This is a genomic window from Nocardioides sp. W7, from assembly GCF_022919075.1.
In the GTDB taxonomy this organism is placed as follows: domain Bacteria; phylum Actinomycetota; class Actinomycetes; order Propionibacteriales; family Nocardioidaceae; genus Nocardioides.
In genome coordinates this window covers 5,081,337-5,106,470 of record NZ_CP095078.1, presented here as the reverse complement: position 1 = coordinate 5,106,470, position 25,134 = coordinate 5,081,337, and the positions used below count along the sequence as shown (strand labels likewise).

The 25,134-nt window shown below is 71.8% G+C and carries 26 protein-coding genes; 15 read left to right on the top strand and 11 right to left on the bottom strand.

Annotated elements, in window-relative coordinates:
* Position 1: 1 nt before the first annotated feature.
* The 4 genes from MUB56_RS23900 to MUB56_RS23885 all read right to left on the bottom strand — a co-directional run bounded on the left by MUB56_RS23900 (position 2) and on the right by MUB56_RS23885 (position 4,945).
* Positions 2-529, bottom strand: coding sequence for a DUF1003 domain-containing protein (locus MUB56_RS23900; RefSeq protein WP_244929508.1), 528 nt, complete (start codon positions 527-529; stop codon positions 2-4).
* Positions 522-1,805 (bottom strand): CBS domain-containing protein, encoded by a 1,284-nt coding sequence (locus MUB56_RS23895; RefSeq protein WP_244929507.1) that lies wholly within the window; start codon positions 1,803-1,805, stop codon positions 522-524. Before MUB56_RS23895 ends, MUB56_RS23900 begins: the two co-directional genes overlap by 8 nt.
* Positions 1,802-3,763 carry an alkaline phosphatase family protein gene (locus tag MUB56_RS23890; RefSeq protein ID WP_244929506.1) on the bottom strand — a complete coding sequence of 654 codons (1,962 nt, stop codon included), beginning with the start codon at positions 3,761-3,763 and terminating at the stop codon, positions 1,802-1,804. Before MUB56_RS23890 ends, MUB56_RS23895 begins: the two co-directional genes overlap by 4 nt.
* Before the next feature lie 99 nt (positions 3,764-3,862).
* On the bottom strand, positions 3,863-4,945 hold the full coding sequence (locus MUB56_RS23885; protein WP_244929505.1) for a glycosyltransferase family 2 protein: 1,083 nt from the start codon (positions 4,943-4,945) through the stop codon (positions 3,863-3,865).
* A 242-nt stretch (positions 4,946-5,187) separates the two neighbouring features.
* Here MUB56_RS23885 and MUB56_RS23880 point away from each other — a divergent pair, with 242 nt between their 5' ends.
* Together MUB56_RS23880 and MUB56_RS23875 are read left to right on the top strand one after the other, a co-directional pair.
* Positions 5,188-6,759 (top strand): class I SAM-dependent methyltransferase, encoded by a 1,572-nt coding sequence (locus MUB56_RS23880; protein WP_244929504.1) that lies wholly within the window; start codon positions 5,188-5,190, stop codon positions 6,757-6,759.
* The gene (locus tag MUB56_RS23875; RefSeq protein ID WP_244929503.1) at positions 6,756-6,971 is read left to right on the top strand and encodes a DUF6752 domain-containing protein; all 216 of its coding nucleotides are present in this window, start codon (positions 6,756-6,758) and stop codon (positions 6,969-6,971) included. The genes MUB56_RS23880 and MUB56_RS23875 overlap by 4 nt, the downstream gene beginning before the upstream one ends.
* A 48-nt stretch (positions 6,972-7,019) precedes the next feature.
* Here the strand turns inward: MUB56_RS23875 and MUB56_RS23870 are convergent, their stop codons facing one another.
* Entirely contained in the window at positions 7,020-8,255 is a 1,236-nt protein-coding gene (locus MUB56_RS23870) for an endonuclease/exonuclease/phosphatase family protein (RefSeq protein WP_244929502.1), read from the bottom strand.
* Between the two features lie 157 nt (positions 8,256-8,412).
* Here MUB56_RS23870 and MUB56_RS23865 point away from each other — a divergent pair, with 157 nt between their 5' ends.
* The 5 genes from MUB56_RS23865 (at position 8,413) to MUB56_RS23845 (ending at position 13,032) form a co-directional block, all read left to right on the top strand.
* Positions 8,413-9,609, top strand: coding sequence for an acyl-CoA dehydrogenase family protein (locus tag MUB56_RS23865; protein WP_244929501.1), 1,197 nt, complete (start codon positions 8,413-8,415; stop codon positions 9,607-9,609).
* Positions 9,610-9,614: 5 nt separating this feature from the next.
* Complete coding sequence (locus tag MUB56_RS23860) at positions 9,615-10,712, top strand: hypothetical protein (protein ID WP_244929500.1); 1,098 nt, start codon at positions 9,615-9,617, stop codon at positions 10,710-10,712.
* A 46-nt stretch (positions 10,713-10,758) separates the two neighbouring features.
* Positions 10,759-12,147 carry a phospholipase D-like domain-containing protein gene (locus MUB56_RS23855; protein ID WP_244929499.1) on the top strand — a complete coding sequence of 463 codons (1,389 nt, stop codon included), beginning with the start codon at positions 10,759-10,761 and terminating at the stop codon, positions 12,145-12,147.
* Positions 12,148-12,245: 98 nt separating this feature from the next.
* Positions 12,246-12,431: a DUF5302 domain-containing protein gene (locus MUB56_RS23850; protein ID WP_244929498.1), complete on the top strand. Its 186-nt coding sequence runs from the start codon at positions 12,246-12,248 to the stop codon at positions 12,429-12,431.
* Positions 12,432-12,510: 79 nt separating this feature from the next.
* Positions 12,511-13,032, top strand: coding sequence for a MaoC family dehydratase (locus MUB56_RS23845; RefSeq protein WP_244929497.1), 522 nt, complete (start codon positions 12,511-12,513; stop codon positions 13,030-13,032).
* Positions 13,033-13,068: 36 nt separating this feature from the next.
* Here the strand turns inward: MUB56_RS23845 and MUB56_RS23840 are convergent, their stop codons facing one another.
* Complete coding sequence (locus tag MUB56_RS23840; RefSeq protein ID WP_348536703.1) at positions 13,069-14,343, bottom strand: MFS transporter; 1,275 nt, start codon at positions 14,341-14,343, stop codon at positions 13,069-13,071.
* 26 nt (positions 14,344-14,369) lie between these two features.
* On the opposite strand from MUB56_RS23840, the gene MUB56_RS23835 reads away from it, so the two are divergent.
* From MUB56_RS23835 to MUB56_RS23815, 5 genes are all read left to right on the top strand, one after another.
* Positions 14,370-16,340: a hypothetical protein gene (locus MUB56_RS23835; RefSeq protein ID WP_244929495.1), complete on the top strand. Its 1,971-nt coding sequence runs from the start codon at positions 14,370-14,372 to the stop codon at positions 16,338-16,340.
* Between the two features lie 96 nt (positions 16,341-16,436).
* Positions 16,437-16,691, top strand: a complete 255-nt coding sequence (locus tag MUB56_RS23830) for an amphi-Trp domain-containing protein (RefSeq protein ID WP_244929494.1) — start codon at positions 16,437-16,439, stop codon at positions 16,689-16,691.
* 22 nt (positions 16,692-16,713) lie between these two features.
* Positions 16,714-17,274, top strand: a complete 561-nt coding sequence (locus MUB56_RS23825; RefSeq protein WP_244929493.1) for a histidine phosphatase family protein — start codon at positions 16,714-16,716, stop codon at positions 17,272-17,274.
* Between the two features lie 32 nt (positions 17,275-17,306).
* The gene (locus MUB56_RS23820) at positions 17,307-17,942 is read left to right on the top strand and encodes a DUF6758 family protein (protein ID WP_244929492.1); all 636 of its coding nucleotides are present in this window, start codon (positions 17,307-17,309) and stop codon (positions 17,940-17,942) included.
* A gap of 83 nt (positions 17,943-18,025) precedes the next feature.
* Entirely contained in the window at positions 18,026-18,901 is an 876-nt protein-coding gene (locus tag MUB56_RS23815; protein WP_244929491.1) for a PHP domain-containing protein, read from the top strand.
* 61 nt (positions 18,902-18,962) lie between these two features.
* Here the strand turns inward: MUB56_RS23815 and MUB56_RS23810 are convergent, their stop codons facing one another.
* Positions 18,963-19,751: an SDR family oxidoreductase gene (locus MUB56_RS23810; protein WP_244929490.1), complete on the bottom strand. Its 789-nt coding sequence runs from the start codon at positions 19,749-19,751 to the stop codon at positions 18,963-18,965.
* A 59-nt stretch (positions 19,752-19,810) separates the two neighbouring features.
* Between MUB56_RS23810 and MUB56_RS23805 the strand changes: the two genes are divergently transcribed.
* Together MUB56_RS23805 and MUB56_RS23800 are read left to right on the top strand one after the other, a co-directional pair.
* A complete protein-coding gene (locus MUB56_RS23805) occupies positions 19,811-20,602 on the top strand; it encodes a ParA family protein (protein ID WP_244929489.1) in 792 nt (263 codons plus the stop codon).
* Complete coding sequence (locus MUB56_RS23800; RefSeq protein WP_244929488.1) at positions 20,599-21,285, top strand: L,D-transpeptidase; 687 nt, start codon at positions 20,599-20,601, stop codon at positions 21,283-21,285. Before MUB56_RS23805 ends, MUB56_RS23800 begins: the two co-directional genes overlap by 4 nt.
* Positions 21,286-21,397: 112 nt before the next feature.
* On the opposite strand, the gene MUB56_RS23795 is transcribed toward MUB56_RS23800, so the two are convergent.
* Positions 21,398-22,783: a DEAD/DEAH box helicase gene (locus MUB56_RS23795; protein ID WP_244929487.1), complete on the bottom strand. Its 1,386-nt coding sequence runs from the start codon at positions 22,781-22,783 to the stop codon at positions 21,398-21,400.
* Positions 22,784-23,039: 256 nt separating this feature from the next.
* Between MUB56_RS23795 and MUB56_RS23790 the strand changes: the two genes are divergently transcribed.
* Positions 23,040-23,765 carry a ferritin-like fold-containing protein gene (locus MUB56_RS23790; RefSeq protein WP_244929486.1) on the top strand — a complete coding sequence of 242 codons (726 nt, stop codon included), beginning with the start codon at positions 23,040-23,042 and terminating at the stop codon, positions 23,763-23,765.
* A 27-nt stretch (positions 23,766-23,792) separates the two neighbouring features.
* Here the strand turns inward: MUB56_RS23790 and MUB56_RS23785 are convergent, their stop codons facing one another.
* From MUB56_RS23785 to MUB56_RS23775, 3 genes are all read right to left on the bottom strand, one after another.
* Positions 23,793-24,068: a hypothetical protein gene (locus tag MUB56_RS23785; protein WP_244929485.1), complete on the bottom strand. Its 276-nt coding sequence runs from the start codon at positions 24,066-24,068 to the stop codon at positions 23,793-23,795.
* A 16-nt stretch (positions 24,069-24,084) separates the two neighbouring features.
* Positions 24,085-24,306: a DUF3107 domain-containing protein gene (locus tag MUB56_RS23780; RefSeq protein ID WP_244929484.1), complete on the bottom strand. Its 222-nt coding sequence runs from the start codon at positions 24,304-24,306 to the stop codon at positions 24,085-24,087.
* A gap of 64 nt (positions 24,307-24,370) precedes the next feature.
* Entirely contained in the window at positions 24,371-24,958 is a 588-nt protein-coding gene (locus MUB56_RS23775) for a TetR/AcrR family transcriptional regulator (protein ID WP_348536733.1), read from the bottom strand.
* Between the last annotated feature and the right edge of the window lie 176 nt (positions 24,959-25,134).

Genomic DNA, 25,134 nt, shown 5'->3' with positions numbered 1-25,134 from the left:
TCTAGGCGGTAGGTCGTCCGGGATCCTCGTCGGCGACGTGAGACTCCGCACGCTCGTCGAGCTCGCTCAGCAGGGCACGCAGCTCCGAGCGCATGAAGTCGCGGGTGGCGACCTCGCCGACGGCCATCCGCAGGGACGCGACCTCGCGGGCCAGGAACTCCATGTCGGCGTGCGCGCGGGAGTCGGCCTGGCGGTCCTGCTCGGCGATCACCCGGTCGCGCGCCTCCTGGCGGTTCTGCGCGAGCAGGATCAGCGGAGCGGCGTACGACGCCTGCAGGCTGAGCATCAGGGTCAGGAAGATGAACGGGTAGCCGTCCCACTTCAGGTCCGCGGGGGCCAGGGCGTTCCAGGCCACCCAGATGATCACGAACCCGGTCATGTAGAGCAGGAACCTCGCGGTCCCCATGAAGCGGGCGAACTGCTCGGCGAAGACGCCGAACGTGTCGGAGTCGTACGCCGGCCGCCGCACCAGGGTCCGGCGCAGCTCGCGGGGCGCGTCGAGCCGGCTCCGCGGCGGCCGCTCAGCCACGAGAACCCGCCTGGCGGCCCTGGCGGCGCTCGTTCGACCGGATCGCCTGGTCGCGCCAGCCCTCCGGCAGCATGTGGTCGAGCAGGTCGTCGACGCTCACGGCCCCGACGAGGTGCCCGTTGTCGTCGACGACGGGCGCGGCGACGAGGTTGTACGTCGCCAGGTGGGCGGCGACCTGGTCGATGGTGGCCTCCGGGCGCAGCGGGTCCATGGAGTCGTCGAGGGCCCCGGCCACCAGGGTGGACGGCGGCTCGCGCAGCAGCCGCTGGATGTGGGCGACGCCGAGGAACTTGCCGGTCGGCGTCTCCAGCGGCGGCCGGCAGACGTAGACCAGGGCGGCCAGGGCGGGCGTCAGCTCGGGGTTGCGGACATGGGCCAGCGCGTCGGCGATGGTCGCGTCCGGACCGAGGATCACCGGCTCGGGCGTCATCATCGCGCCGGCGGTGTTCTCGACGTACGACATCAGCCGCCGCACGTCCTCGGCCTCCTCGGGCTCCATCAGCTCCAGGAGTGCCTCGGCGGTCTCGGGGGAGAGCTCCGCGATCAGGTCCGCGGCGTCGTCGGGCGACATCTCCTCCAGGACGTCGGCGGCACGCTCGGAGTCGAGGTGGCTGAGGATCTCCACCTGGTCCTCCTCCGGCAGCTCCTCGAGGACGTCGGCGAGCCGCTCGTCGTCGAGCGCGGCCACGACGGCAGCGCGTCGCTCGACCGGGAGGTCGTGGATCATGTTGGCCGCGTCGGCCGGTCGCATCTCGTTGAGCGCGTGCACGAGGTGGGTGGCGCCCTGGGACTCCTCGCGGCGACTGAGCCCCTCGACGTCGCGCCACTCGACGACGTGGGTCTGACCGCGGCGGCGCAACCCCTTGGCCGGCTCCTGGATGGCCACCCGGCTGAGCACCCAGTCGCGGTTGCGGGCCTGCTCCATGGCGACGTCGTAGACGACTCCGGTGACGCTGCTCGACGAGATGGTGACGGTGCGGTCGAGCATCTGGCCGATCACCAGGGTCTCGGTCGAGCGCTGCTCGAAGCGGCGCATGTTGAGCAGCCCGGTCGTGTAGACCTGCCCGGCGTCGATGTTGGTCACCCGGGTCATCGGCACGAAGATCCGGCGCCGGCCGAAGACCTCGGCCACCAGTCCGAGGACCCGCGGCTGACTCACCTCCGAGCGGATCGCCACCACCAGGTCGCGCACCTTGCCGACCTGGTCGCCCTGCGGGTCGAAGATCGGCAGACCGACCAGGCGGGCTGCGTAGACCCGCGAGGGTGCGGTGCTCATGACCGTGGCACGGAGCTTCTGGGCGGCGCGGTGAGGGCCGGATCGAACACGTCGAGATCCTGCTTGCTGTTGATCCCGCTCCCGTCGACCACCGGCAGCCGGAGCACGCTCGTCACCAGGTTGGCGACGGCCGCGGACCGGATCGGCTGGCGGCCGGAGTACTTCGAGCGCCGCGCGGTCGCGGTGGTGTACGTCGGGTTGAGGGCGTAGAGGTCGGCGGCCCGGGCGACGCCCGGCCCCCAGACCAGGAACGGCACGACGCGACTCGAGGTCGGCGACGGGCCGGTGCCGCTCGCGGTCACGATGACCATCGTGGAGCCGGCCGTGCGCGAGTTGCTGCTGATCGTCTTCACGATCCGCTTGACCCGGGCGTCGGCGAGCCGGAGCGCCGCGAGGTACTTCCTGCTGCGGGGGCCGTACTTCTCGGCGGCCCGGGCGGCGTCGTCGAACTGGACGAAGGTCAGCGTGGGGGCCGACTTCGCGAGCTGCTTGCGCGCGGCGCGGAACGCGGCGTTGTCGCGGTCGCCGACATAGGAGCGGTTGATCTTGTCGCGACCGTTGTTCCTGCCGATCCGGTCCGCGGCGCCGTACTTGGCGTTCCAGGAGCGCACGAGCAGGCCGGAGCGGGCGTCGCCGGAGTAGAACCCGGTCGTCATGCCCACGTCGTGGGCGACGTCGAACATGCTCGCGACGTAGCGGCCCGCGGCGCCGTGGACCGTTGCGTTGCCCCGCGTCGATGCCGTCGCGATGCCGTGCCCGCCGTCCTTGCGTCGGACGGGACGGCCGGTGACCATGCTGACGGTGTTCGGCAGCGACGTGGTCCGCTCCTCCAGGGTGCGGGCGGACAGCGTGGAGGCACCCTTGCTGCGCAGCCAGGCCAGCGTCGGGGTCCGGCGGGCGCTGATGACGGGGGAGCGCAGGCCCTCGACGTCGATGACGACGACCCGCTTGATCCCCGCCTTGGCGGCGGCGTCCGGGGGGATGGTGGCTGTGGCGTAGATCAGTGCGTGGTCGGAGGTCTTCTTGATCAGGCCCTGCTCGAGGCTGGTGTAGCCCGACCAGAAGATGTCGGGCGTGCCCATGATCCAGTCGACCTTCATCGGCTTGGCCGGCAGGCAGGCGCCACCGGGGACGTCTTCGTGGTAGCCGCCGCTGGCCGACTCGAGCTCGGTCAGGTAGGTCATCGGGCAGTAGAAGCGCTCCCGGTCGTTCATGTCGCCGACGAAGATGACCGGGATCTGCGGGTTCTGGCGGCGCAGGTTGTTGATCAGGGCGGCCTGGATGCGCTCGCCCTGGTCGCGCCACTTCTGGGCGTCCCCGCGGGTGTTGGCCGGGTTGTGGGTGTTGAGCACCCAGATCAGCTGGCCGGTGGCGTTGTTGCGCAGCTGGATGAGGGGCCGAGCCTGCATCTGGCCGCCGAAGTACGGCGACATGAAGGTCGTCTGGCTGACCAGGGTCCAGTCGGCGGTCCGCCAGGCGATGGCCTTGGACTGCGCGTAGCCCGAAGCGTCCAGGCCCGGCGCGATCGACCAGGTCGCGCCCATCAGCTTGGTGAACGCGGCGTACTGCTGGGGCTCGAACTCCTGGAAGCCGACCAGGTCGACGCCGGTCTCCTCCAGGAGCTGGGTGGCGTACCGCATCCGCTTGGGGCCGCTCTCCCAGCCCTTGCGGTCGCCGCCGGGCTTGGTGTGGCTGTGACCGAGCGCGTTGAACGAGGCCACCTGGAACGAGGTGTTGCCCGACCGCAGTGCGGCGGCCGATGCCGCGACGGGGGCTGCGGCGGCTGCGGCGACGGGGGCTGCGCTCGACGATCCGGTCGGGGCGGCGGCGACGGCGCCCAGCGCGAGAGCTGCGGCGAGGGCCCCGACGAGGGCCCGGCGGCGACCGGGGATGCGACCGGCAAGGTGGCCGGCGATGTGAGGAGCCGAGGGCTCGGAGGATCGGCTCGACTGGCGCATGGCAAGACTCCCGGTGACGGCGGCGACGGGTTCATGGTAGGTGATGTTGTTGGGATTGTTGTGGTTCGTGTGACTCGCCGGGTCGCACGGACCGGCGGGTCAGGACCGCCGGAGGCGACCCAGTCGGCGGCGCGGCGGGTCCTCGGCGGGGCCGGTCTCCCGGCTGGGGTCCTTGGCCTTCGCCTTCTCGGCGTCGGCCCGGCGGTCGCTGTCGGGCAGGAACTGCCACTTGTCCTGGTCGCGGAGCTCCTCCAGGAACCCGACGAGGCGGGATCGCTCGCCCTCCGGCAGCGGCTGCGGGGTGTGGCCGCCCTGGAGCGGGTCGACCTCGCGCAGCAGGCCGAGGTCGCGGAGCAGGTCGACCGGGTCGGCCATGTGGCGCTCGTAGATCAGCTCGAAGAACCGGGACCGCTGCTCGGGCGGCAGGTCCTTGTCGACGACCGCCTTCAGCGCGGTCGCGAGCTGCATCCGGTGGGTGCCGAAGTGCATCCGCGGCCCCGAGCCGACCATCGCGGTCCACTTCCGGACGAACTCCTCGCCGGAGTACGACTCCAGGTGCAGCATCTCGAACCCCGGGCGACGGACCAGGGGGAGCCGGTTGTCCTCGTTGTCGGTGGCCTTGTGGATGCCCAGCCACACGTCGGCCTGGGGTCGGACCCCGACCTTGCCGGCGATGTGGCTGCGGAAGTAGAGGGAGTTGCTCGCCTCGGGCAGGGCGCCGAGGGCCAGCAGGAGCGCCAGGTCGTCGTCCCCGAGCAGGGGCTTGAACAGCCGCGGCTCGCCGACGGGGTGCATCTGGCTGACCACCTCGAGCGGTCGCAGCCCCACGGCCGGGCGGCGGCGCGGCACCTGGGTGAGCGCCTCGCGGTCGATCCGCACGATCTCGTCCGCGTCGATGTGGAAGAGCCACTCCGCCCAGTCCAGGCGCCGCAGTACGGCGCGGGCCAGGTTGGCGTTGACCCGCTGGCGCTTGTTGAGCAGCTGGGGGCGCTGGTCGTGCCACCACGAGTCGTCGGTGACCACGACGGTCACCTCGCGCTGGTCCGTCAGCCACGCCAGGACCTCGTCGTCGGGGGCGTCGAGGAAGACGATCAGGTGGTCCACCCCGCCGGCGAGGTTGCCCCGGACGAAGCGCTGGACGTTCGTCAGGCGGTCCTTGAGGGTGGTCACGGTGACGATCACGCCGGGCACTCTAGCGAGCGAGCCCGCGGGCGGCACCGCGACCGGCGGCCCGGATCCCCGGTGACCAGTGGTCACCACCAGTGATTCGTCAGGTGTCCCGCACCCCGGGCACGCACCTCGCTGCGTTGCCGTCGCTCGCCAGACAAACCCGGTCTGCCTCGCTCCGGCGCCTGGCGATGCACGCACCCGGAGCACGGGCCACCCCCGACGAATCACCGGCGGTGACCACTAGCATGACCCGCATGCCACCCCGGACGACGGCGCCCGTCACCGACCTCGCCGTCGACGACCGAGGGCTCACCTTCGCCGTCACCGACGACGTCCCGGCCAACGTGCTCTTCGACGGTCAGCGGGTCTTCTCCTTCTGGCTGGAGCGGGACACGACGCAGCAGGACGAGCGCCGGCACTACCCCTGGCCGCCCGCCCTGCGCCGCTTCCTCGACGGCTCGGTCGAGGTCACGCTGGCCGACCCGGTCGACGGGACGGTGTGGCTCTCGGCCCCGGCCCGGCTCGGCACGGGCGAGGGGCCGGTCAGCGTGCGCGACCGGCAGGGGAACCCGCTCGCGCTGGACAAGAGCCTGCGGCTGACCCGGCTCTTCGGGGACCGCGACCCCGAGCAGATGCTGCCGCTGCTCGACACCATCGAGGTCGTGCTCGGCGCCCTCGAGGCGGCGGGCGTCGAGCCCTTCGTCGCGTACGGCACCCTGCTCGGCGCGGTGCGCGACCAGGACTTCATCGGCCACGACTCCGACGCCGACCTCGGCTACGTGAGCCGGTTCGAGCACCCCGTCGACGTCATCCGCGAGTCCTTCCAGCTGCAGCGGCGGCTGCGGGAGATGGGCTTCCCGGTGCACCGCTACAGCGGACTCGGACTGAAGGTCGTCGCCAAGGAGGCCGACGGCTCGCCCCGTGGCCTGGACGTCTTCGGCGGGTTCCTGCGCGAGGACATGCTCTACCTGATGGGCGAGGTGGGCCACCCGTTCCGCAAGGAGTGGCTCTACCCGCGCAGCACCGTCGTGCTCGCCGGCCGGGAGCTCCCTGCGCCGGCGGAGCCGAGCCACCTGCTCGAGGCGATGTACGGCCCCACGTGGCGTACGCCGGACCCGGCGTACCAGTTCACGACCCCGCGGAGCACCCAGCGCCGGCTGTCCGGCTGGTTCCGCGGCACCCGGGTCGGCATCGACGAGCGGTGGAACCGGCGCCGGGGCGCCACGTCCGAGCCCGCTCGGCGTGCCCCGAGCGACTTCGTCCGGTGGGTCGGCCGCCGCGAGCGCGGCGCGGCCACGTTCGTCGACATCGGGTGCGGCGAGGGCACCGACGCCCTCTGGCTGAGCCGGACCGGAAGCCGGGTCGTAGGCCTGGACTTCTTCGGACCGGACCTGCGCAGGGCCCGGGGCCGTGCCGAGCGGAAGGGGCTCCGGGCCGAGTTCGCCTGGGTCAACCTGCACGAGCTGCGCTCGGTGCTGTCCGTGGGCGCCTGGCTCGCCCGCGAGGAGGGACCGCGGGTCGTCGTCGCCCACCACGTGGTGGACGCCGTGGACCTGACCGGACTGACCCACCTGCTGCGCCTGGCCCGCACGATCACCCGCGACTCGGGCCGGTGCTACCTGCAGTTCCACACCGCGGCCACGGCCCACTCCCGGGAGGCCGGCCTGCGCCCCGTGCCGTCCGAGCGGGTGGTCGAGGCCGTCCGCGCCCTCGGCGGCCGGGTGGACGAGCTCACCGAGCTCACCGAGGCGCAGGTGGGGATCCCCGGGGCAGTGGCGGACGCCGACCCCACGTTGTGCAGGATGGTGGTCTCATGGAGTCGATGAAGAGGTTGTTCCGCAGCCGGGCCGCGATGCAGGAGCGCATGCGCGTCCTCGAGGAGGAGGTGCAGGAGTGCCGCCAGCTCAACGTACGCCTCGCCGAGCTGTGCGACGTCGTCACCGAGCTGCTGCTCCCGCTCGCCGACCGTGACGAGGCCGCCGTACACGCGATCCTCGACAAGTACCGCGCCGACGTCGGCGACCCGCTGTCCCGCTGACCTCTCTCGGGCTCGCGGGCCCGCGCTCAGCCGCTGGCCGGGCCGTGCTCAGCCGGTCGGGCAGTACCAGACGACCCCGTCGCGGGAGATCCGCGGCTCGCACCCCGGTCGGTCCTCGACCCCGGGCAGGGCCGCCGTCGCGGTGATCAGCGGGTGGTCGCTCAGCTTGCGGCCCTGGCTCTGGGCGTCGGACTCGAAGGCCGAGAAGGTCAGGTCCTGGGTGCCGAAGATCCAGTCCACGTCGAGCTTGCCGGGCAGGACGCACGAGGAGTCGCGGATCGTGACGCCGTTGGGGGAGTGCATGCCGCTCGCCGAGGCGAACGGGCAGGCGAACTCCTTGCGGTCGTTCATGTCGCCGGTGACGACGACCGGCGTGCCGTCGGCGCTGAGCTCCTTGGCCAGGCGCGCCTCGATCTCCAGGGCCTGGGCGCGCAGGTGCCGCGCCTCGCCGGCGACGTTGGCGGGGTTGTGGAAGTTCGCGAACCACACCCGCCGGCCCGAGGCGATGTGCTGGAGCAGCACGTACGGCATCGGGGTCGGCTTCCCGCGGAAGTAGGGGATCTGCACGGTCCGCGTCGTGAGTGCCTGCCACTGGTCGGTGCGCCACACGATCGAGTTGTCGGCGAGCCAGTTGCCCCGCTCGACGCCCGGGAAGATCCCCCAGGTGTCGCCGGTGCGCTCGCGCAGCTGGTGCACCTGGGGGTACTGGAACTCCTGCAGACCGGCGACGCTCACCTCCTTGGCGCCGAGCAGCTCCAGCTGTGCGGGGAGCCGCTGTTCGGCGCCGGCGTACCCCTTGCGCCGCTTGGGGCCTCGGGTGTGGCTCGCGCCGAGGACGTTGTACGACGCCACGTTGAACGTCGCCCCCTGCCAGGCCTTCGGCGGCACCCGGGTGAGCCCGCGCTCGCCCATCACCTCGTCGAGGCGCGCGATCGACGGGAACGACGTGGCCGGTGGGGTGATCGCGGGGGTCTCGGCCGGCGGGGTGGGCGGGACCGGGGCCGAGGTGGTGGGCGAGGCCGGGACGGACTCCGACGGGGACCCGGCGGGTGACGCCTCGGGCGCCGTCTGCGGCGAGTCGGACGGGGTGATGGCATCGAGCGCCGACGGCACCAGGGTCACCACGAGGGCGGCGATCATCGCGCCCACCGCGGCGAGGCCGACGACGTACTCCAGGGCCGAGGGGCGCGAGCCGCGCCGGGCCCGCCTGCCGTCGGAGGAGTCGGCCTGGTCGGCCGGGTCTCGACGAGCGCCGAGGCCGAGGGCACGGAGCCAGCTGGTCACACGAATCGCTCCTCCGAATGCTGCTCTCCGACACCAGAGGGTAACCGGTGGACGGTCGCCGTACCGTCGTGACGGCCGTCCTCGAACCTCGCCGCGTCGCTAAGTGACTGGCCGGTATCCTTCCCGCGTTCGAGCCGCCACACATCGAGGAGCACTCATGGGTCGTCTGTGCCAGACCGAGGGACTGTCCGAGGACCAGAGCGAGATCCTCAAGGCGGTACGGACGTTCGTGGAGGAGAAGATCCTGCCGGTCGCGACCGAGCTGGAGCACGCCGACGAGTACCCGACCGAGATCGTGGAGGGGCTCAAGGAGCTCGGGATCTTCGGGCTGATGATCCCCGAGGAGTACGACGGTCTCGGGGAGTCGCTGCTGACCTACGCCCTGTGCGTGGAGGAGATCGCGCGCGGCTGGATGAGCGTCTCGGGCGTCATCAACACCCACTTCATCGTGGCCTACCTGCTGATGAAGCACGGCACCGAGGAGCAGAAGCGGAAGTACCTGCCGCGGATGGCCACCGGTGAGGTGCGGGGCTCGTTCTCGATGTCGGAGCCGGGTCTGGGCTCGGACGTGGCGGCGATCAAGACCAAGGCCACCAAGACCGGCGACGGTTATGAGATCACCGGCCAGAAGATGTGGCTGACCAACGGCGGTACGTCGAACCTGATCGCGGTGCTGGTCAAGACCGACGAAGGCGCCGACAGCGTCTACAAGAACCTGACGACCTTCCTGGTGGAGAAGGAGGTCGGGTACGGCGAGACCGCCCCGGGCCTGACCATCCCCGGGAAGATCGACAAGATGGGCTACAAGGGCGTCGACACCACCGAGGCCGTCTTCGAGGGCCACCGGATCGCGGCCGAGCAGGTCTTGGGCGGGGAGCCCGGCAAGGGTTTCTACCAGATGATGGACGGCGTCGAGGTCGGCCGCGTGAACGTCGCCGCCCGGGCCTGCGGGATCGCGAACCGGGCCTTCGAGCTCGCGATCGCCTACGCCCAGCAGCGCGAGACCTTCGGCAAGCAGATCGCCGACCACCAGGCGATCCTGTTCCGGCTCGCGGAGATGGCGACCAAGGTCGAGGCCGCGCACGCGATGATGGTCAAGGCCGCGCGGGGCAAGGACAAGGGCGAGCGCAACGACGTCGAGGCCGGGATGGCCAAGATGCTGGCCGCGGAGTACTGCAACGAGGTCGTCGCGGACTCCTTCCGGATCCACGGCGGCTACGGCTACTCCAAGGAGTACGAGATCGAGCGGCTCTACCGCGAGGCCGCGTTCATGCTGATCGGCGAGGGCACCTCAGACATCCAGAAGATGATCATCGGTCGCAGCCTCCTCAAGGACTACGCCCTCAAGGGCTGAGCGGCATGGTCGCGCGCGTCTTCCTGCACATCGGGCTGCCCAAGACGGGCACGACCTACCTCCAGAAGATCCTGTGGGAGAACCGGGACCGGCTCCGGGGGGACGGCGTCGTACTCCCCGGGAGCGGGCACCGCGAGCACCTCTGGGCCGCGCTCGACGTCCAGGAGCGCAAGCACCTCGCGCGGCGGGACCCGCAGGCCCCCGGCACCTGGGAGCGGCTGTGCACGGAGCTCGAGGCCGTCGAGGGCGGCTCGGGCCTGGTCACCCACGAGTTCCTCTGCGGCGCCGACGCGGACCAGGTGCGCCGGGCCGTACGCCGGCTCGCGCCCGCCGAGGTGCACGTCGTCGTCACCGCGCGGCACGCGGCCGGCATGCTGGCGGCCGGGTGGCAGGAGATGGTCAAGAACGGCAGCGGCCTGGCGATCCACGACCTGGCCACCGCCAAGACCTTCCCGGAGTTCGGCTGGCAGACCTGGGACCTCGCCGGCGTACTGGAGCGCTGGGGCCAGGACGTGCCCGCGGACCGGGTCCACGTGCTGCCCGTCCCTCCGCGGACCGAGGCGCCCGACCGGCACTGGCGCAACTTCGCCGGGGTGCTCGGCCTCCGGGAGGAGTACCCGCTGCCCGACGAGCCGGTGAACCCGTCGCTCGGCGCGGTGCAGGTCGAGCTGCTGCGCCGCCTCGACCGGCACCTCGGCTCCTTCCACTCGGCGCGCGACCGGGGCGACTGGATCCGCGGCCACCTGGCCGAGCGGCACCTGGCGGCGCAGGCGGGGGAGCGCTTCGTCCTCGATGAGGATCTGCTGGCGGACTGCCGTCTCCGCAGCCGTCGGGCCGTCGACCTGATCGTGGCGCGCGGCTTCCACGTCGTCGGCGACGTGGACGACCTGTTGGTCCCCGACGAGCTCCCCGCGGGACGGGCGCTGGCCTCGGTCACCGACGGCGAGCTGCTGGAGTCGGCGTCCCGGTTGGTCGCGGCGCTCCTCGAGGACGTCCGGGACCTGGCGACGGAGGCGGAGCGCCGGGACGCGGAGGCCGCCGGCCGCTCCGCGACGCCCCTGCGACGGGCCGCGCGGGCGCTGCGCCGAGGACGCGGCGACTGATCCGGGGATCGTAAAATCTCGCGGAGGCTCAGGTAGGTTGCAGCGCGTGCCGCAGTCGAACTTGCTTACCTCCGCCCGCCCTCGGTCCCCGAGGAGGACGGTCCGCGCCCGGTTCGCGGCGCTGCTCGTCGCGGTGGTCGCCGGGGCCGTGATCGCCCCCATCGCCGCGGCTCCGATCGCCTCGCCGGCCGAGGCGGCGTCGGCCCGCAAGGGCGGGTGGCGCCCGACGCCCGGGGTCAAGTTCAACACCCCCCGGGTCGGTGGCGAGCGACAGTTCCGGCTGGAGAACCAGGTCATCGCGGCGGTCCGCCGGGCCAAGCCGCGCTCGACCATCAAGATGGTGATGTTCTCCTTCGACCGGATGCAGGTCGCGGACGCGCTCATCGAGGCCCGGCGCAAGCGCAAGGTCCACGTCCAGGTGATCGTCAACGGCCACGAGCTCCCGGCGGCGCAGAAGAAGCTCCGCTCCGAGCTCGGCGGCAAGCGCAGCAAGCGCAGCTTCTTCTACCAGTGCAAGGCGAGCTGCCGCGGCCAGGGCGACGTCCAGCACAGCAAGTTCGTGCTCTTCTCGCAGACCGGTGTCGCCAAGAACGTCGTCATGCTCGGGTCGCTGAACATGAAGCTCAACGGTGCCGAGAACCAGTGGAACGACCTGCTGACCCTGAACAACAAGCGCCGGCTCCACCGCACCCTGGACTTCGTGTTCAACGAGATGCGACACGACCGGCTGGCCAAGCGGGCCTACCTGCGCCGGTCGTACGGCAAGTTCGGGCTCTACATCCTGCCGTTCCCGCGCCAGGGTGCCGCGAACGCGCGCACCAGGTGGACGCCGTCGCGCGACCCGATCTCCCGCCTGCTCGCCCCGATCAAGTGCACCGGTGCGCGCACCGACAGCGGGCGCACCATCGTCCGGGTCAACATGCACGCCTGGGACGGCGACCGCGGCCTGATGATCGCCAAGCGGCTGCGTGATCTCCACGCCAAGGGCTGCGACGTCAAGATCATGGTCGGGTACGCCGGCGGCAAGGTGCGCGACGTCTTCGCCAGTCCCACCAAGCGCGGGCTGATGCCGACGCGCAGCACCGGTTTCGACACCGACGACGACGGCGAGATCGACCTCTACAGCCACACCAAGATCCTGCTGGTCAACGGCAACTACGACGGCAAGCGGGACCGCAAGATGGTGGTGACCGGCTCCAGCAACTTCCAGAACGGCGGCCAGTACGGCGACGAGCTGATCCTGCGGGTCTTCGACAGCGGCCTCTACCGCAAGTACGCCGACAACTGGGGCATGGTCTGGCGCGACCACACCCACGGCTTCTCGTGGGGCGGCGCCGGCGTGATCACCGGCGGTGCGATCGCCGGTCGCTGGATGATGCCGCGGATCTACGCCGACGACCTGGGCACCGACAGCCCGGAGTGGCGCAACGAGTGAGCTCGGCGCCGTCTTCTCGGTGGCGTTAACCCGTCGACGCGCGCTCACCGGCATGCTTGGCTGAGTAGACAGATCGCCCACCACCCTCGGAGGACCCCATGACGGACGCCCCAGGCGCCAACGACGACCTCAAGGCGAAGATGCGCGAGGCGCTCGAGCGCAAGCAGGCCAATGACCGCGGCGTGCCGCAGGACGGCCCGGTCAAGGAGAAGGCCCACGGGTCCGAGGTCGCCGACAGCGCCCCGAAGATGCACCGGCGCAAGGCCGGCGGCGGCGGCTCCTGACGCGGCTCCTACGCGTGGGTGACATTACCCACGCGTAGGGGCGATGCGCCGCACGCGACGTAGGAGGCATCATCGGCGCATGCAGTTCGGACGCAGCTACGAAGAGTTCGAGGTCGGCGCGACCTACAAGCATTGGCCCGGCAAGACGGTCACCGAGTACGACGACCACCTGTTCAGCCTGCTCACGATGAACCACCACCCCCTGCACATCGACGAGAACTACGCCGTCGAGACCACCCAGTTCAAGAAGAACGTCGTGGTGGGCAACTACATCTACTCGATCCTGCTCGGGATGAGCGTCCCGGACGTCTCGGGCAAGGCGATCGCCAACCTGGAGGTCGAGTCGCTGCGCCACGTCGCACCGACCTTCCACGGCGACACCATCTACGGCGAGACGACCGTTCTCGACAAGTTCGAGTCGAAGTCGAAGGACGACCGGGGCATCGTCTACGTCGAGACCATCGGCTACAAGCAGGACGGCACGGTCGTCTGCATCTTCCGCCGCAAGGTGATGGTCCCGAAGAACAGCTACCTCGAGGCGCGCGGCGGCGAGCAGCCCGGCCGCCCGGTCCCGCAGCCGGACCGGAACTGGCCGGGCTGAGCTGGCCGCCACGGGTCGTGCCGGCGGGGTAGTCCGTCACACAGTGGGGGTCTTCGAGTCGGATCCCCCCGCTGGTGTGACGGAGTATCCCGACGATCCCCGCCGGGCGGCGAACGCCGGCGCGAGGGGGATGATCCCCAGCACCAGGATCATCGGTACGGCGAAGCCGACCCGCAGCGAGTCGGCGCCGATCAGGCCGGTCAGCACCGAGCCGAGCAGCGCGCCGGCGTAGTTGAACTGGTTGAAGCGGGCGATCACGGCGTCGACCCGGGCCTGGCGGACCGCCGGGTCGAAGCCCTCGCCGCCGGCGATCCGCGCCGCGGCCGAGAAGCTCAGCGGCGCGACGACGGCCACGCCCGCGCCGAGCAGCGAGAAGCCCACCACGGCGAGCTGCCAGCTGGTCGAGAAGACGACCACGGCGAGAGCGGCCGCGCCGAGCAGCGAGCCGGCCCGGAGCACGAGGACGGCCCCGTAGCGTCGTACGAGCGTGTCGCCCGCGATCCGCACCACCCCGCTCGCGAGCAGGTAGCCGAGCGCGGAGAGCGAGACGTAGCGCTCCGGGGTGCTGAAGGTGTGGTCGAGGAACAGCGGGCCCCAGGTCTGGACGGCCGTGTCGACCATGTAGAAGAGCACCATCGCGGTGCCCACCAGCACGATCGGGCGCCACGGGACCGCGACCTCGACGGCCAGCTCGGTCGGGCCGTGGTCGCGGGGGAGGAAGGCCCCGAACGCCACCGCCAGCGGCACCACCCCGAACACCGCGGCGGCGGGCAGTGGCAGGTCCGCGGTCAGCAGGGTGAGCGCGGCGCCGAGCACGCCACCGAGGGTCCAGGCGCCGTGGAAGGACGGCAGGATCGGCCGCTCGTAGCGGTGCTCGAGCGCGACCGCCTGCATGTTGGTGCTGGCGTCGACGACGCCCAGGGCGAGGCCGTAGGCGCCCACGCCGGCGACGAAGACCACGGTGGACGGCGCCACGCAGATGACGGGTACGGCGAGCGCCACCAGCAGCAGTCCGGTCCGCAGCAGCAGGGCGCTGTCGCGCCGCTTCGCGAGGGCCTCCGCGACCACCGACCCGGCCCCGGCCAGCAGGATCATCATCAGCAGCACCAGGGACAGGGACACGTCCGAGAGGCCCCACTCGTCCTGGAACTCCGGCAGCCGGGTGGTCAGGCTGAGCAGGACCAGGCCCTGGGCGAGGAACGCTGCGGCGACGGCCACACGGGCCCGGGTGAGCGGCATGGGGTTCAACCTAGGACGTTTCGCCATCGCGACGGGCTCAGTTGAGGGACGATCTCGGTAGGTAAAGAGCACGACCACTCACTGAGGAGCACCCACGCATGGCACGGACCGGGCAGCAGCTGCGTCGACGCACCGCCAAGGCGGTGCAGGAGCGCGCGAGCGGCAGCTCCCAGAAGAAGGCGGCGTCCGCGCCGAGGTCCGATCTGGGGGACAAGCTGCGCTACTGGTTCGACAACAGCATGTCGCGCGGGACGCCCGCGCTGATCGCGTGGCTGACGGCTGCGACCCTCGTGCTGATCGTGGTCTTCTCGGTCGCCACCCTCGTCCTCGGGCTCCGCGACGGTGACACCTCGACCGGGGAGGGCTTCTTCGCCGAGCTGTTCCAGAGCCTGCTGCACGCCCTCGACCCCGGCACCGTGGCGGGCGACACCGGCAAGTCGTGGCAGTTCATCGTCACCATGCTGCTGCTCACCATCGGCGGCCTGTTCATCGTCAGCGCCCTGATCGGTGTCATCGCGGCCGGCATCGACGAGAAGCTGGCCGAGCTGCGCCGGGGCCGCTCCATGGTGCTGGAGTCCGACCACACGGTGATCCTGGGCTGGTCGGACTCGATCTTCACGATCGTGCGCGAGCTGACCCTGGCCAACGAGAGCCGCAAGCGGCCGGTCGTGGTCGTCCTCGCCGACCGCGACAAGGTCGAGATGGAGGAGCAGCTCGCGGCCAAGGTGCCCGAGCGGCGCGGCACCCGGGTGGTGTGCCGCTCCGGCTCGCCGATGGACATCGACGAGCTCGCGGTCGCCTCGCCGGGCCGTGCCCGGTCGGTGATCCTGCTCGCCCCCGACTCCGAGGACCCCGACTCCGAGGTCATCAAGACCCTGCTCGCGCTCACCCACGGCAGCCCCGACCCCGAGACCGGCCCGCGGATCGTCGCGGAGATCCGCAACCCCGGCAACCTGGAGGCGGCCCGTCTCGTCGGCCACCGTCGTACCGCCCTGCTCGACATCCGCGAGACCGTCGCGAAGCTGGTCGTGCAGACCTCGCGCCAGTCGGGTGCCGCCGCCGTCTACACCGAGCTGTTCGACTACGACGGCGACGAGATCTACTTCTTCGACGACCACGGCCTCGCGGGCCTGACGTACGGCGAGGCGCAGCTGTTCTTCGAGAGCGCCTCCGTCATCGGCCTGGCCGGCCCGAGCGGTGCCAAGCTGAACCCGCCCGTCGACACCCTCATCGGCCCGCAGACGCTGATCATGGTCGCCGAGGACGACAGCGCGCTCGCCGCCACCGCTCCCTCCAGCGCCCGACCCGACCTCGACGCGCTCGGCGAGGAGAGCGGCACCGACGCGCACGCGACCGCCGCCGTGCTGATCGGCTGGAACGAGCGGGCGCCGATCGTGCTCCGCGAGCTCGACCACTACGCCGAGCCGGGCTCGACGCTGACCGTCGTGACGTCGTACGGCACCCCCGACATCCCGGCGCTCGACCACCTGGCCGTCACCGTCGTCGTGGCCTCGACGACCGACCGTGCCGTCCTGGAGGCGCACCTGACCGAGGGGCTCGACCAGGTGCTGGTGCTCTGCTACTCCGACGACCTCGACGTCCAGGCGGCCGACGCGCGGACCCTGGTGACGCTGCTGCACGTGCGCGACATCGTGTCCCGTTTCGAGGAGCAGCCGCCGATCGTCAGCGAGATGCTCGACGACCGCAACCGGGTGCTCGCCCAGGTCGCCGACATCGACGACGTCGTCGTCAGCGGCGAGATCGTCAGCCTGATCGTCACCCAGCTCTCCGAGGACCAGCGGCTGGAGGCCGTCTTCGGCGAGCTGCTCGGTGCCGACGGCAGCGAGATCTACCTCCGGCCCGCCGAGTGGTACGTCGTCCCCGGCCGCGAGGTCACCTGGGCCACCGTCGTCGCCGGCGCGGTCCGCCGTGGGGAGACCGCCATCGGCTTCAAGTCCGCCGCGCTCGCCGAGGGCGGTGCCGAGTTCGGCGTCGTGGTGAACCCCGCCAAGTCCGAGCTCGTCGTCGTCGAGCCGGGCGACCGGGTCGTCGTCCTCGCCGAGGTCTGACCCCCCGTCTCGCCGAGTCAGCAGAAGTGGGCGGGTCGAGTCAGCACCAGTGGTGCTGACTCGGCCGGGACGCCGACGGTGGGGCATGCTGGACTCATGAGCAAGCCGGATCGCGACATCGAGAAGATCTACGCCACCGAGGAGGTCGTCGCGAAGCTGCGCCGGCTGGCCGACGCACTGGAGTCCGGGAAGTCGTTCCGGATCCAGATCGCGGGGGAGCGGTTCCGGGTGCCGGTGCGCGCCGAGTTCTCCATCGAGCACGAGCGCGGCGACGGCGAGGAGGAGGTCGAGTTCCAGCTGCGCTGGACCCTCGACGACGAGGTCGACGACGACGCGGGCCCGGTCGTCTGACGGCCACCGACGAGTGTCCGGTATGGGTGACGAGCTGTGGCTGGTCCGGCACGGACAGACCGAGTGGAGCCGGGACGGCCGGCACACCTCGATCACCGACCTGCCGCTGCTTCCGGAGGGTGAGCAGGTTGCTCGTGAGCTGCCCGCGAAGCTGGCCGGCGTCGACTTCGGGCTGGTGCTGACCAGTCCACGGCAGCGGGCCCGGCGTACCGCCGAGCTGGCGGGGTACGCCGACGCGGAGGTCGACGACGACCTCGTCGAGTGGGCGTACGGCGACTACGAGGGGATCACCTCCGCCGAGATCCGCGAGCGGGTGCCGGGGTGGTCGATCTGGACCGACCCGGTGCCGGGAGGCGAGTCGGCCGCGCAGGTCGGCGAGCGCCTGGACCGGGTCGTGGCCCGCGCGCGGGCCGTCGACGGGGCGACGCTGGTCTTCGCCCACGGGCACTCGCTGCGGGCGCTCGCCGCCCGGTGGCTGGAGCTGCCGGTCAGTGAGGGGCGGCTGCTCCGGCTCGACACCGCGACCGTCTCGGTGCTGGGGGAGGAGCGCGGCCAACCGGTCGTGCTGCGCTGGAACTCTTGACGAGCCGCGGCCCGATCCGCACGGTGGTCTCCATGCCCGACCCCGGTTGTCCCCGCTGCCCCACGCCGGTCGCCCCCCTCGACGCGGACGGCTTGGTCGCGTGTCCCGAGCACGGGGAGGTCGCGCCGCTGTGGCACCCCGCGGAGTCGTCGTACGAGCTGTTCACCGAGCACCTGAGGCGTGCGGACGGCCTCCCGTCGTACCTGCCCTGGCCGCTGAGCCCGGGCTGGAGCATCACCGACTTCGCGGCCGTGGGCGGGCCGGAGCGGCCGCGGGCGACGATGACCTGCTGCTCCGGCACCAGCGAGCCGGACGGTCCGGTCGACCTGCTGGTCGTGACCGAGGAGGCCGGCACCGGCCTGGGCGCGCGGGTCGCCGGCACCGTCCACGACGACCCCGGGGCCGACATCGTCGCGGGCCCGCCCGTCGTCCAGGTCCGGATCGGCAGCCAGGCCGTGCGGCTGTGGTCGGTGTCGACCAGTCGCAGCCTGGGTGAGTGGGATCGCTCGGTGGTCGCGGGCGAGGCGGCCGGCCGGTGGCTGTGGATCGTGCTCCGGCCCGCCTCCGCGATGCTGCTGCTGCAGGACGAGTGGATCCTGCGCGACGTCTCGGGCCTGGGTCCGCCGCTGCTCGCCCTGCCGTTCGGGGGGCCCCGCCCGCCCTGGTGAGCAGGTGGTGAGCAGCTGGTGAGACGGCCCACAGCAGGGCTGCGGAATCGGCGCCGGGCTGGCGTTCTCACTACCCTGGGCGGGTGCGCATCGACCTCCACACCCACTCCCGGGCGAGCGATGGCACCCAGACCCCGCGCGAGCTGGTGCACGCGGCGGCCGCGGCCGGTCTCGACGTGCTGGCGATCACCGACCACGACACCTCCGCGGGCTGGGCCGAGGCGGCCGAGGCCGCCGACGAGTGCGGCATCGAGCTGGTCCGGGGGATGGAGATCAGCACCAAGCACGGCCGCCGCGGCGTGCACCTGCTGGCCTACCTGCCGGACCCGACGTACGCCCCGCTCCTGGACGAGCTCTCGTCCGTGCTCGACGGCCGCCGCGCCCGGGTCCCGATGATGCTCGACCGGTTGCGCGCGCTGGGCATCGACATCGGCGCGGACGACGTACGACGGGCCGCCCGGGGCACCGCGGCGACCGGCCGGCCGCACGTCGCCGACGCCCTGGTGACCCTGGGTGTGGTGGCCGACCGGACCGAGGCGTTCGACCGCTTCCTCGGGGCCGGGCGGCCGGCCAACGTGGACCGGTACGCCACTCCGCTGCTCGACACGATCCGCCACGTCGCCGCAGCGGGCGGCGTCAGCGTCATCGCCCACCCGTGGGGGCGCAGCCTGCACCGGTTGTCCGAGGCCGACCTGGCCGGCTTCCAGGACGCCGGGCTGTCGGGCCTGGAGGTCGACCACCAGGACCACGACCCGCAGGCCCGGGCCGAGCTGCGCGCCATCGCGAACAACCTCGGCCTCGTCGTCACCGGCTCCAGCGACCACCACGGTGCGGGCAAGAACGACCACGAGCTGGGCGTGAACACCACCGCCCCCGACCAGTACGCGCGCCTCCTCGAGCTGGCCGCCGACGCGGCGTCCGCCGCGGGCCGGGCGACCCCGGAGATCATCCGGGGCTGAGCGTCCTCGACACGGGCCCCGCGACCGGCGGGTCGAGACCGTCGGCGTGGACGGGATCGTCCTACTTCCGCCCGAGCGCCTGGAACCGCTGGAGCAGCGAGCTCGGCACCAGCCGGGCGGCGGCCGCGATGACCTTGTACTGCGCGCCGGGGATCGAGTAGACCCGGCCCTTGTCGAAGTCGGCCAGCGCCCGCGCGACCAGGTCGTCGGCCTCGAGCCACAGGAAGTCGGGCGCCGAGCCACGGCTGACGTCCATCCGCTGGTGGAACTCGGTCCTGGTGAACCCCGGGCACAGCGACATGACGGTGATGCCCTGGTCGCGGTACTCGTTGGCCGCCCACTCGCTGAAGCTGTTCACCCAGGCCTTCGCCGCGGAGTAGGTGCCGCGGGGCAGGAAGGCCGCCACGCTCGAGACGTTGATGACGCCGCCGTGACCCCGCTCGCTCATCGGGCCGAGCGCGGCGTGGGTCAGCCGCAGCACGGCGGTCACGAGCAGGTCCAGCATCGCGGTCTCGGCGTCGGCGTCGTTGTGGAGGAAACGGTGCTTGAGCCCGAAGCCCGCGTTGTTGACCAGCAGCTCGACGGGCCGCTCCGGATCGCGCAGCCGGGCCTCGACCGTCGCCAGCGCGGCGCGGTCGCCCAGGTCGGCCGTCAGCACCTCGACGCTCACGCCGTACGACGACCGCAGCCCGGCCGCGACCTCCTCGAGACGACGGGTGTCGCGGGCGACCAGGACCAGGTCGTGCCCGCGGCGGGCGAGCTGCTCGGCGAAGGATCGCCCGATGCCGGCGGTCGGACCGGTGACGAGGGCAGTCCCGGGGGAGGTGCGGGAGCGAGTGCTGGAGGACATGCGGACCAGTCAAGCAGTGCGTCCCCGAGGCGTGCCCTCCGTCGGGCATGATGGACCCGATGACGACGACACTGGCAGTCGCCAACCAGAAGGGCGGCGTCGCGAAGACCACCTCGGTGGCCTCGATCGGCGCTGCGCTCGCCGAGCTGGGCCACTCGGTGCTGCTCGTCGACCTGGATCCGCAGGCGTGCCTGACGTTCTCCCTGGGCGTCGACCCCGAGGACCTCGAGCTGTCGGTCCACCACGTGCTCACCAAGGGCGTCGAGCCCGGTGACGTGATCCTCCAGACCGAGGACGGCGTCGACCTGCTCCCGGCCACCATCGAGCTGGCCCGCGCCGAGGCCGACCTGCTCACCCGCACCGGCCGCGAGCACGTCATCAAGACCGCCATCGAGGACCTGGACGACGAGTACGACTGGATCCTCCTGGACTGCCCGCCCTCGCTCGGCGTGCTGACCGTCGCCGCCCTGACCGCCGCCACCGGCGTCCTGGTGCCGCTGCAGTGCGAGACGCTGTCCCACCGCGGGGTCGGCCAGCTGCTCGACACCGTCCACGACGTACGCCGCTTCACCAACAAGAAGCTCGAGGTCTGGGGCGTGCTCCCGACCCTGTACGACGGCCGCACCAACCACTCCCGCACCGTGCTGGAGACGATCTCGGAGACCTACGACCTCGAGGTCGTCGAGCCCCCGATCCCGAAGACGATCAAGTTCGCCGAGGCCCCCGCCGCCGGCCGGTCGATCCTCGCCACCAGCCGGTCGAGCAAGGGCGCGGCCGCCTACCGGGAGGTCGCCGCCAACCTGGTCGTCCGTTCCCAGCGCAAGCCGACCCGGCGGGCGAAGAAGAAGTGAGCCGGCACAAGGCGACCTCGGTCCGGCCCCGCTACGGCCGGATCTCGGTGCTGGGAGCCTCGCTGGCGGTCACCGCCGTCGCGGTGCTCGGCGGCACCGGCGCGCTGCCCGCCGCCCTGTCGGGCTCCGGCGGCCCCTCGGCCGCGATCGTGCAGGACAAGCAGGCCGACCAGCAGCCCGCGGCGGCCGAGGTCGCCGCGGACCGGGCGAGCGCGGCGGAGCCGACCCCGCAGGCCGAGCCGGTCGCTCCGGTCGTGGTCGACCCCGCCGCCGACACCACCCTGCCGGCGGACTCCGGCAGCGGTCGCCGCATCGTCTTCAGCGAGAGCAGGCAGCGGGTGTGGCTGGTCGAGGAGGGCGAGCAGGTGCGTCGTACCTATCCGGTCTCCGGCAGCCTCTCCGACAACCTGGACCCCGGCACGTACGACGTCTACTCGCGCTCCGAGGACGCCGTCGGCATCGACGACTCCGGGACGATGAAGTACTTCGTGCGGTTCACCCGCGGGGACACCGGCGCCGCCATCGGCTTCCACGACATCCCCGTCGACGAGGGCAAGCAGGTGCAGACCGTCGCCCAGCTCGGCACCCCGCAGTCCCACGGCTGCGTCCGGCAGCGCCGCGCGGACGCGATCGCCCTGTGGGAGTTCGCGCCGCTCGGCACCACGGTCGTCGTGACGGCGTAGGCCGGAGCCCCGGGCGTACGACGTGCGCTCCGGCGTCGAGTGCGAGCCGGCCGACGACGACGGAGCCCCCGGCGTACCAGGTACGCCGGGGGCTCCGGGTCGATCGTCAGGCTCAGGCGTCCGCGGGGGCCGGAGCGGCGTCGGAGCCGCCACCACCGGAGGATCGGCGGCGGCGCCGGTTGCGGCTCGCACCGGCGGGGCGCTCGCCACCCTCGGCGGGCGGAGCGGTCTCGGAGGCGGCTGCGGCGGGGGCCGAGCCTTCGGAGGCGACCTTGTCGCCGCTGCGGGTGCGCGTCCGGTTGCGGTTGCCGGAGCGCGCGGCACGATCGCCGTCCCGCCGCTCGCGGTCCTCGCGCGGCTTGCGCTCGACCGGCGCCGGGTCGACGATGCGGCCCTTGGTGCCGGGCGGGATGCCCTGGTCGTGGAAGAGGTGCTCGGAGGTGGAGTACGTCTCCTGCGGCTCGTCGAAGGGCAGGTCGAGGGTCTTGTTGATCATCTTCCAGCGGTGCAGGTCCGCCCAGTCGACGAAGGTGATCGCGATGCCCGACGCGCCGGCGCGGCCGGTGCGGCCGATCCGGTGGACGTAGGTCTTGTCGTCCTCGGGGCAGGTGTAGTTGATGACGTGCGAGACCCCGCGGACGTCGATGCCGCGCGCCGCGACGTCGGTCGCGACCAGGACCCGGATCTTGTCCTCGCGGAACTTCGTCAGGGCCTTCTCGCGCGCCACCTGGGCCATGTCGCCGTGCAGGGGACTGGCGCTGAAGCCGCGCTCGGCCAGGTCGTCGGCGATCCGCTGCGACTGCCGCTTGGTGCGGGTGAAGACGATGATCTTCTCGGCGTCCTCGGCCTGCAGGATCCGGCCGATGATCTCCGGCTTGTCGAGGTCGTGGGCCTGGTAGATGAACTGCGCGGTCGCCGGCACCATCGAGGTGTCGTACGACGACTCGGCGCGGATGTTCATCGGGTGCCGCATGTGGATGCGGGCCAGCGCCACGATCGCCGACGGCATGGTGGCCGAGAACAGCATCGTCTGGCGGGTCTCGGGCGTCATCCGCAGGATCCGCTCGACGTCGGGCAGGAAGCCCAGGTCGAGCATCTCGTCGGCCTCGTCGAGCACCAGCGCGTGCACGTGGGACAGGTCGAGGGCGCGACGGTTCGCGAGGTCGATCAGCCGGCCCGGCGTGCCGACGACGATGTCGACGCCGGACTCCAGCGTCTCCAGCTGCGTGTCGTAGCCGACGCCGCCGTAGACGGTCAGGACCCGGAGACCGGTGTCCTTGCTGGCGATGGAGAGGTCGCTGGAGACCTGGAGCGCGAGCTCGCGGGTCGGGGCGACGATGAGGGCCTGCGGCTTGCCCTGCGGCAGGTCGGCGTACGCCGGGTCGGTCGGCGAGACGCTGCGCTGCAGCACCGGGATGCCGAACGCGAGGGTCTTACCGGTGCCGGTGCGGGCCTGGCCGATCAGGTCGGTGCCCATCAGGGCGACGGAGAGGGTCATCTCCTGGATGGCGAAGGGGGTCGTGATGCCGTGGCGGTCCAGGGCATCGCAAATCTCGGGGATAACCCCGAGCTCTCGGAACGTGGTCAGGATCTTGTCGCTTTCTGGAGTCAGCCGGGATCGACCGAGGGAGAAGTCGGAAGCGGCGGACTCAGGTGCGGTCTGCCGCGCACATACCGGGGCGGCTCGCTTTAGGTCGTGATGACCACGGGCGGGCGCGCCCTCTTGCGGACCAGTCTATCGGTAGGGTGCGTGGGTGGCCCCATCGACAGCCGACACGCCCGAGGGCTCCCTCGACGACGGAACGCCCCTGGCCTTCCAGGACCCGGTCTACCGCGAGGCCGTCGTCGACCTGCTCGGCGTCATCGCGTACGGCGAGATCTCGGCGTTCGAGCGGCTGGCCGAGGACGCCAAGCTCGCGCCGACGCTCGAGGACAAGGTGGCCATCGCGACGATGGCCAGCAGGGAGTTCACGAAGGTCGCCGCGGTCCATGCGCGGATCACCGAGCTCGGCGCGGACCCGTTCGCGGCGATGAAGCCGTTCCGCGAGGCGATCGACCTGTTCCACGAGCACACGGCCCCCTCGGACTGGTTCGAGGGCCTGATCAAGGCGTACGTCGGCGACGGGCTCGCCAACGACTTCTACCGCGAGATCGCCGCCTACCTCGACAGCGCCACGCGCGACCTGGTGGTGGCCTCTCTGGAGGACACCGGGCACGCCGCGTTCGTCGTCGACCGGGTCCGCGCCGCGATCGTGGCCGACCACCGCCTCGGCGGCCGGCTGGCGCTGTGGGGCCGGCGACTGATGGGGGAGGCCCTGATCCAGGCCCAGCGGGTCGCGGCCGACCGCGACGCGCTGTCGTCGCTGTTGGCCGGCGGGGTGGACCGGCCCGGGCTCGACCTGGCGGCGATCGGCCGGATGTTCGCCCGGCTCACCGAGCGGCACACCGACCGGATGACCGAGCTCGGCCTCGACAGCTGAGCGGGCCGTCGTACCAGCTGACCCGCGCTAGCGGTCCCGCCGGCGGCCGGAGGCGGCCGCCGCGGCGGTGACCAGCACGGCGGCGACGCCGACCTGCCAGACGTGTCGCCACCAGTCGAAGCCGGGGGTGGTGGGCGTCCAGACGCTGATGTAGATCGCGTTGCCGACGAAGACGCCGCCGACTCCGCAGAGCACGGTGACCCACAGCGGCACCTCGTCCCGCCCGGGCGGGGCGAGCCACTTGCCGAGGATCCCGATGCCCGCGCCACCCAGGAGGGCCCACAACAGGTCGCTGACGAGCATCGGGGTCGGTTCGGTGCTAGCTGCGGAAGCCGACCTGGCCGGAGACGCCGCCGCCGATCTCGACGTACGAGATCCCGACCGCGGGGACGATGGTCTTGCGGCCCTTGGTGTCGGTCAGGACGAAGACGCCACCGGCCGCCACGGCGTCCGCGAGCAGCTTCTCGACGCTCTCGGCGGACTCAGCAGTGTCCACGACCAGCTCGCGCGGCGAGTGCTGGACGCCGATCTTGACCTCCACGGGTACTCCTTCGGTTCGGGGTTCGTTCGGTGGGTGGTGCAGGTGGCTCGGGGGTTGTCGCGGCTCAGTGCTCGTCGGTCTTCGGGTAGCCCCGGATGCCGCGCCAGGCCAGCCCCGCGACGAGCGCGGCCGCGTCGGGGCGGCTGATGCCGCCCGCCTCGGTCAGCCAGAACCGCGCCGAGACCTGGGCCATTCCCACCAGGGACACCGCGAGCAGGCGGGACGCCTCGTCGGGCAGCCCGGTGTCGTCGTGGATGACCTCCGCGATCAGCGTGGCGCACTCGGTGGTGACCCGCTCGACGTGCGTGCGCACCGCCGGCTCGTTGGTCAGGTCGGACTCGAAGACCAGGCGGAACGCGCCGGTGTCCTCGGCGACGTAGGCGAAGAAGACGTCGATGGCCGCCGCCACCCGCTGCTTGTTGTCCTGGGTGGACTCCAGCGCCTGGCGGCAGTTGTCGATGATCTGGTCGCAGGAGACGTCGAGCAGGGCGAGGTAGAGGTCGAGCTTGCCCGGGAAGTGCTGGTAGAGCACCGGCTTGGAGACACCGGCCCGCTCGGCGATGTCGTCCATCGCCGCCGCGTGGTAGCCCTGGGCGACGAACACGCCGAGCGCCGACTCGAGCAGCTGGGCGCGGCGCTCGCGCCGCGGCATCCGGCCACCCCGGGGGCGGGTCCCCTCGACGTCGTACTGCCCTGCGCTCACCTGTGCTCCTGACGTGTGTCCTGCAGCGCAGAACCCTACCCGCAGGTACGTCGAGTCCGGATGACGGGACGCGGTACGGCGAGGCGCGGCGCCGCGGGGAACATGGGAGGGAACACGGACGGGCC

What these genes read in the sequence shown, in the direction of transcription:
- MUB56_RS23875 (WP_244929503.1), top strand. Translation starts at nt 6,756, where the DNA reads ATGAAGAGGTTGTTCCGCAGCCGGGCCGCGATGCAGGAGCGCATGCGC.
- MUB56_RS23895 (WP_244929507.1), bottom strand. Translation starts at nt 1,805, where the DNA reads ATGAGCACCGCACCCTCGCGGGTCTACGCAGCCCGCCTGGTCGGTCTG.
- MUB56_RS23850 (WP_244929498.1), top strand. Translation starts at nt 12,246, where the DNA reads ATGACGGACGCCCCAGGCGCCAACGACGACCTCAAGGCGAAGATGCGC.
- MUB56_RS23865 (WP_244929501.1), top strand. Translation starts at nt 8,413, where the DNA reads ATGGGTCGTCTGTGCCAGACCGAGGGACTGTCCGAGGACCAGAGCGAG.
- MUB56_RS23810 (WP_244929490.1), bottom strand. Translation starts at nt 19,751, where the DNA reads ATGTCCTCCAGCACTCGCTCCCGCACCTCCCCCGGGACTGCCCTCGTC.
- MUB56_RS23795 (WP_244929487.1), bottom strand. Translation starts at nt 22,783, where the DNA reads ATGACCCTCTCCGTCGCCCTGATGGGCACCGACCTGATCGGCCAGGCC.
- MUB56_RS23805 (WP_244929489.1), top strand. Translation starts at nt 19,811, where the DNA reads ATGACGACGACACTGGCAGTCGCCAACCAGAAGGGCGGCGTCGCGAAG.
- MUB56_RS23890 (WP_244929506.1), bottom strand. Translation starts at nt 3,763, where the DNA reads ATGCGCCAGTCGAGCCGATCCTCCGAGCCCTCGGCTCCTCACATCGCC.
- MUB56_RS23820 (WP_244929492.1), top strand. Translation starts at nt 17,307, where the DNA reads ATGCCCGACCCCGGTTGTCCCCGCTGCCCCACGCCGGTCGCCCCCCTC.
- MUB56_RS23845 (WP_244929497.1), top strand. Translation starts at nt 12,511, where the DNA reads ATGCAGTTCGGACGCAGCTACGAAGAGTTCGAGGTCGGCGCGACCTAC.
- MUB56_RS23775 (WP_348536733.1), bottom strand. Translation starts at nt 24,958, where the DNA reads ATGCCGCGGCGCGAGCGCCGCGCCCAGCTGCTCGAGTCGGCGCTCGGC.
- MUB56_RS23785 (WP_244929485.1), bottom strand. Translation starts at nt 24,068, where the DNA reads ATGCTCGTCAGCGACCTGTTGTGGGCCCTCCTGGGTGGCGCGGGCATC.
- MUB56_RS23860 (WP_244929500.1), top strand. Translation starts at nt 9,615, where the DNA reads ATGGTCGCGCGCGTCTTCCTGCACATCGGGCTGCCCAAGACGGGCACG.
- MUB56_RS23835 (WP_244929495.1), top strand. Translation starts at nt 14,370, where the DNA reads ATGGCACGGACCGGGCAGCAGCTGCGTCGACGCACCGCCAAGGCGGTG.
- MUB56_RS23880 (WP_244929504.1), top strand. Translation starts at nt 5,188, where the DNA reads ATGCCACCCCGGACGACGGCGCCCGTCACCGACCTCGCCGTCGACGAC.
- MUB56_RS23830 (WP_244929494.1), top strand. Translation starts at nt 16,437, where the DNA reads ATGAGCAAGCCGGATCGCGACATCGAGAAGATCTACGCCACCGAGGAG.
- MUB56_RS23825 (WP_244929493.1), top strand. Translation starts at nt 16,714, where the DNA reads ATGGGTGACGAGCTGTGGCTGGTCCGGCACGGACAGACCGAGTGGAGC.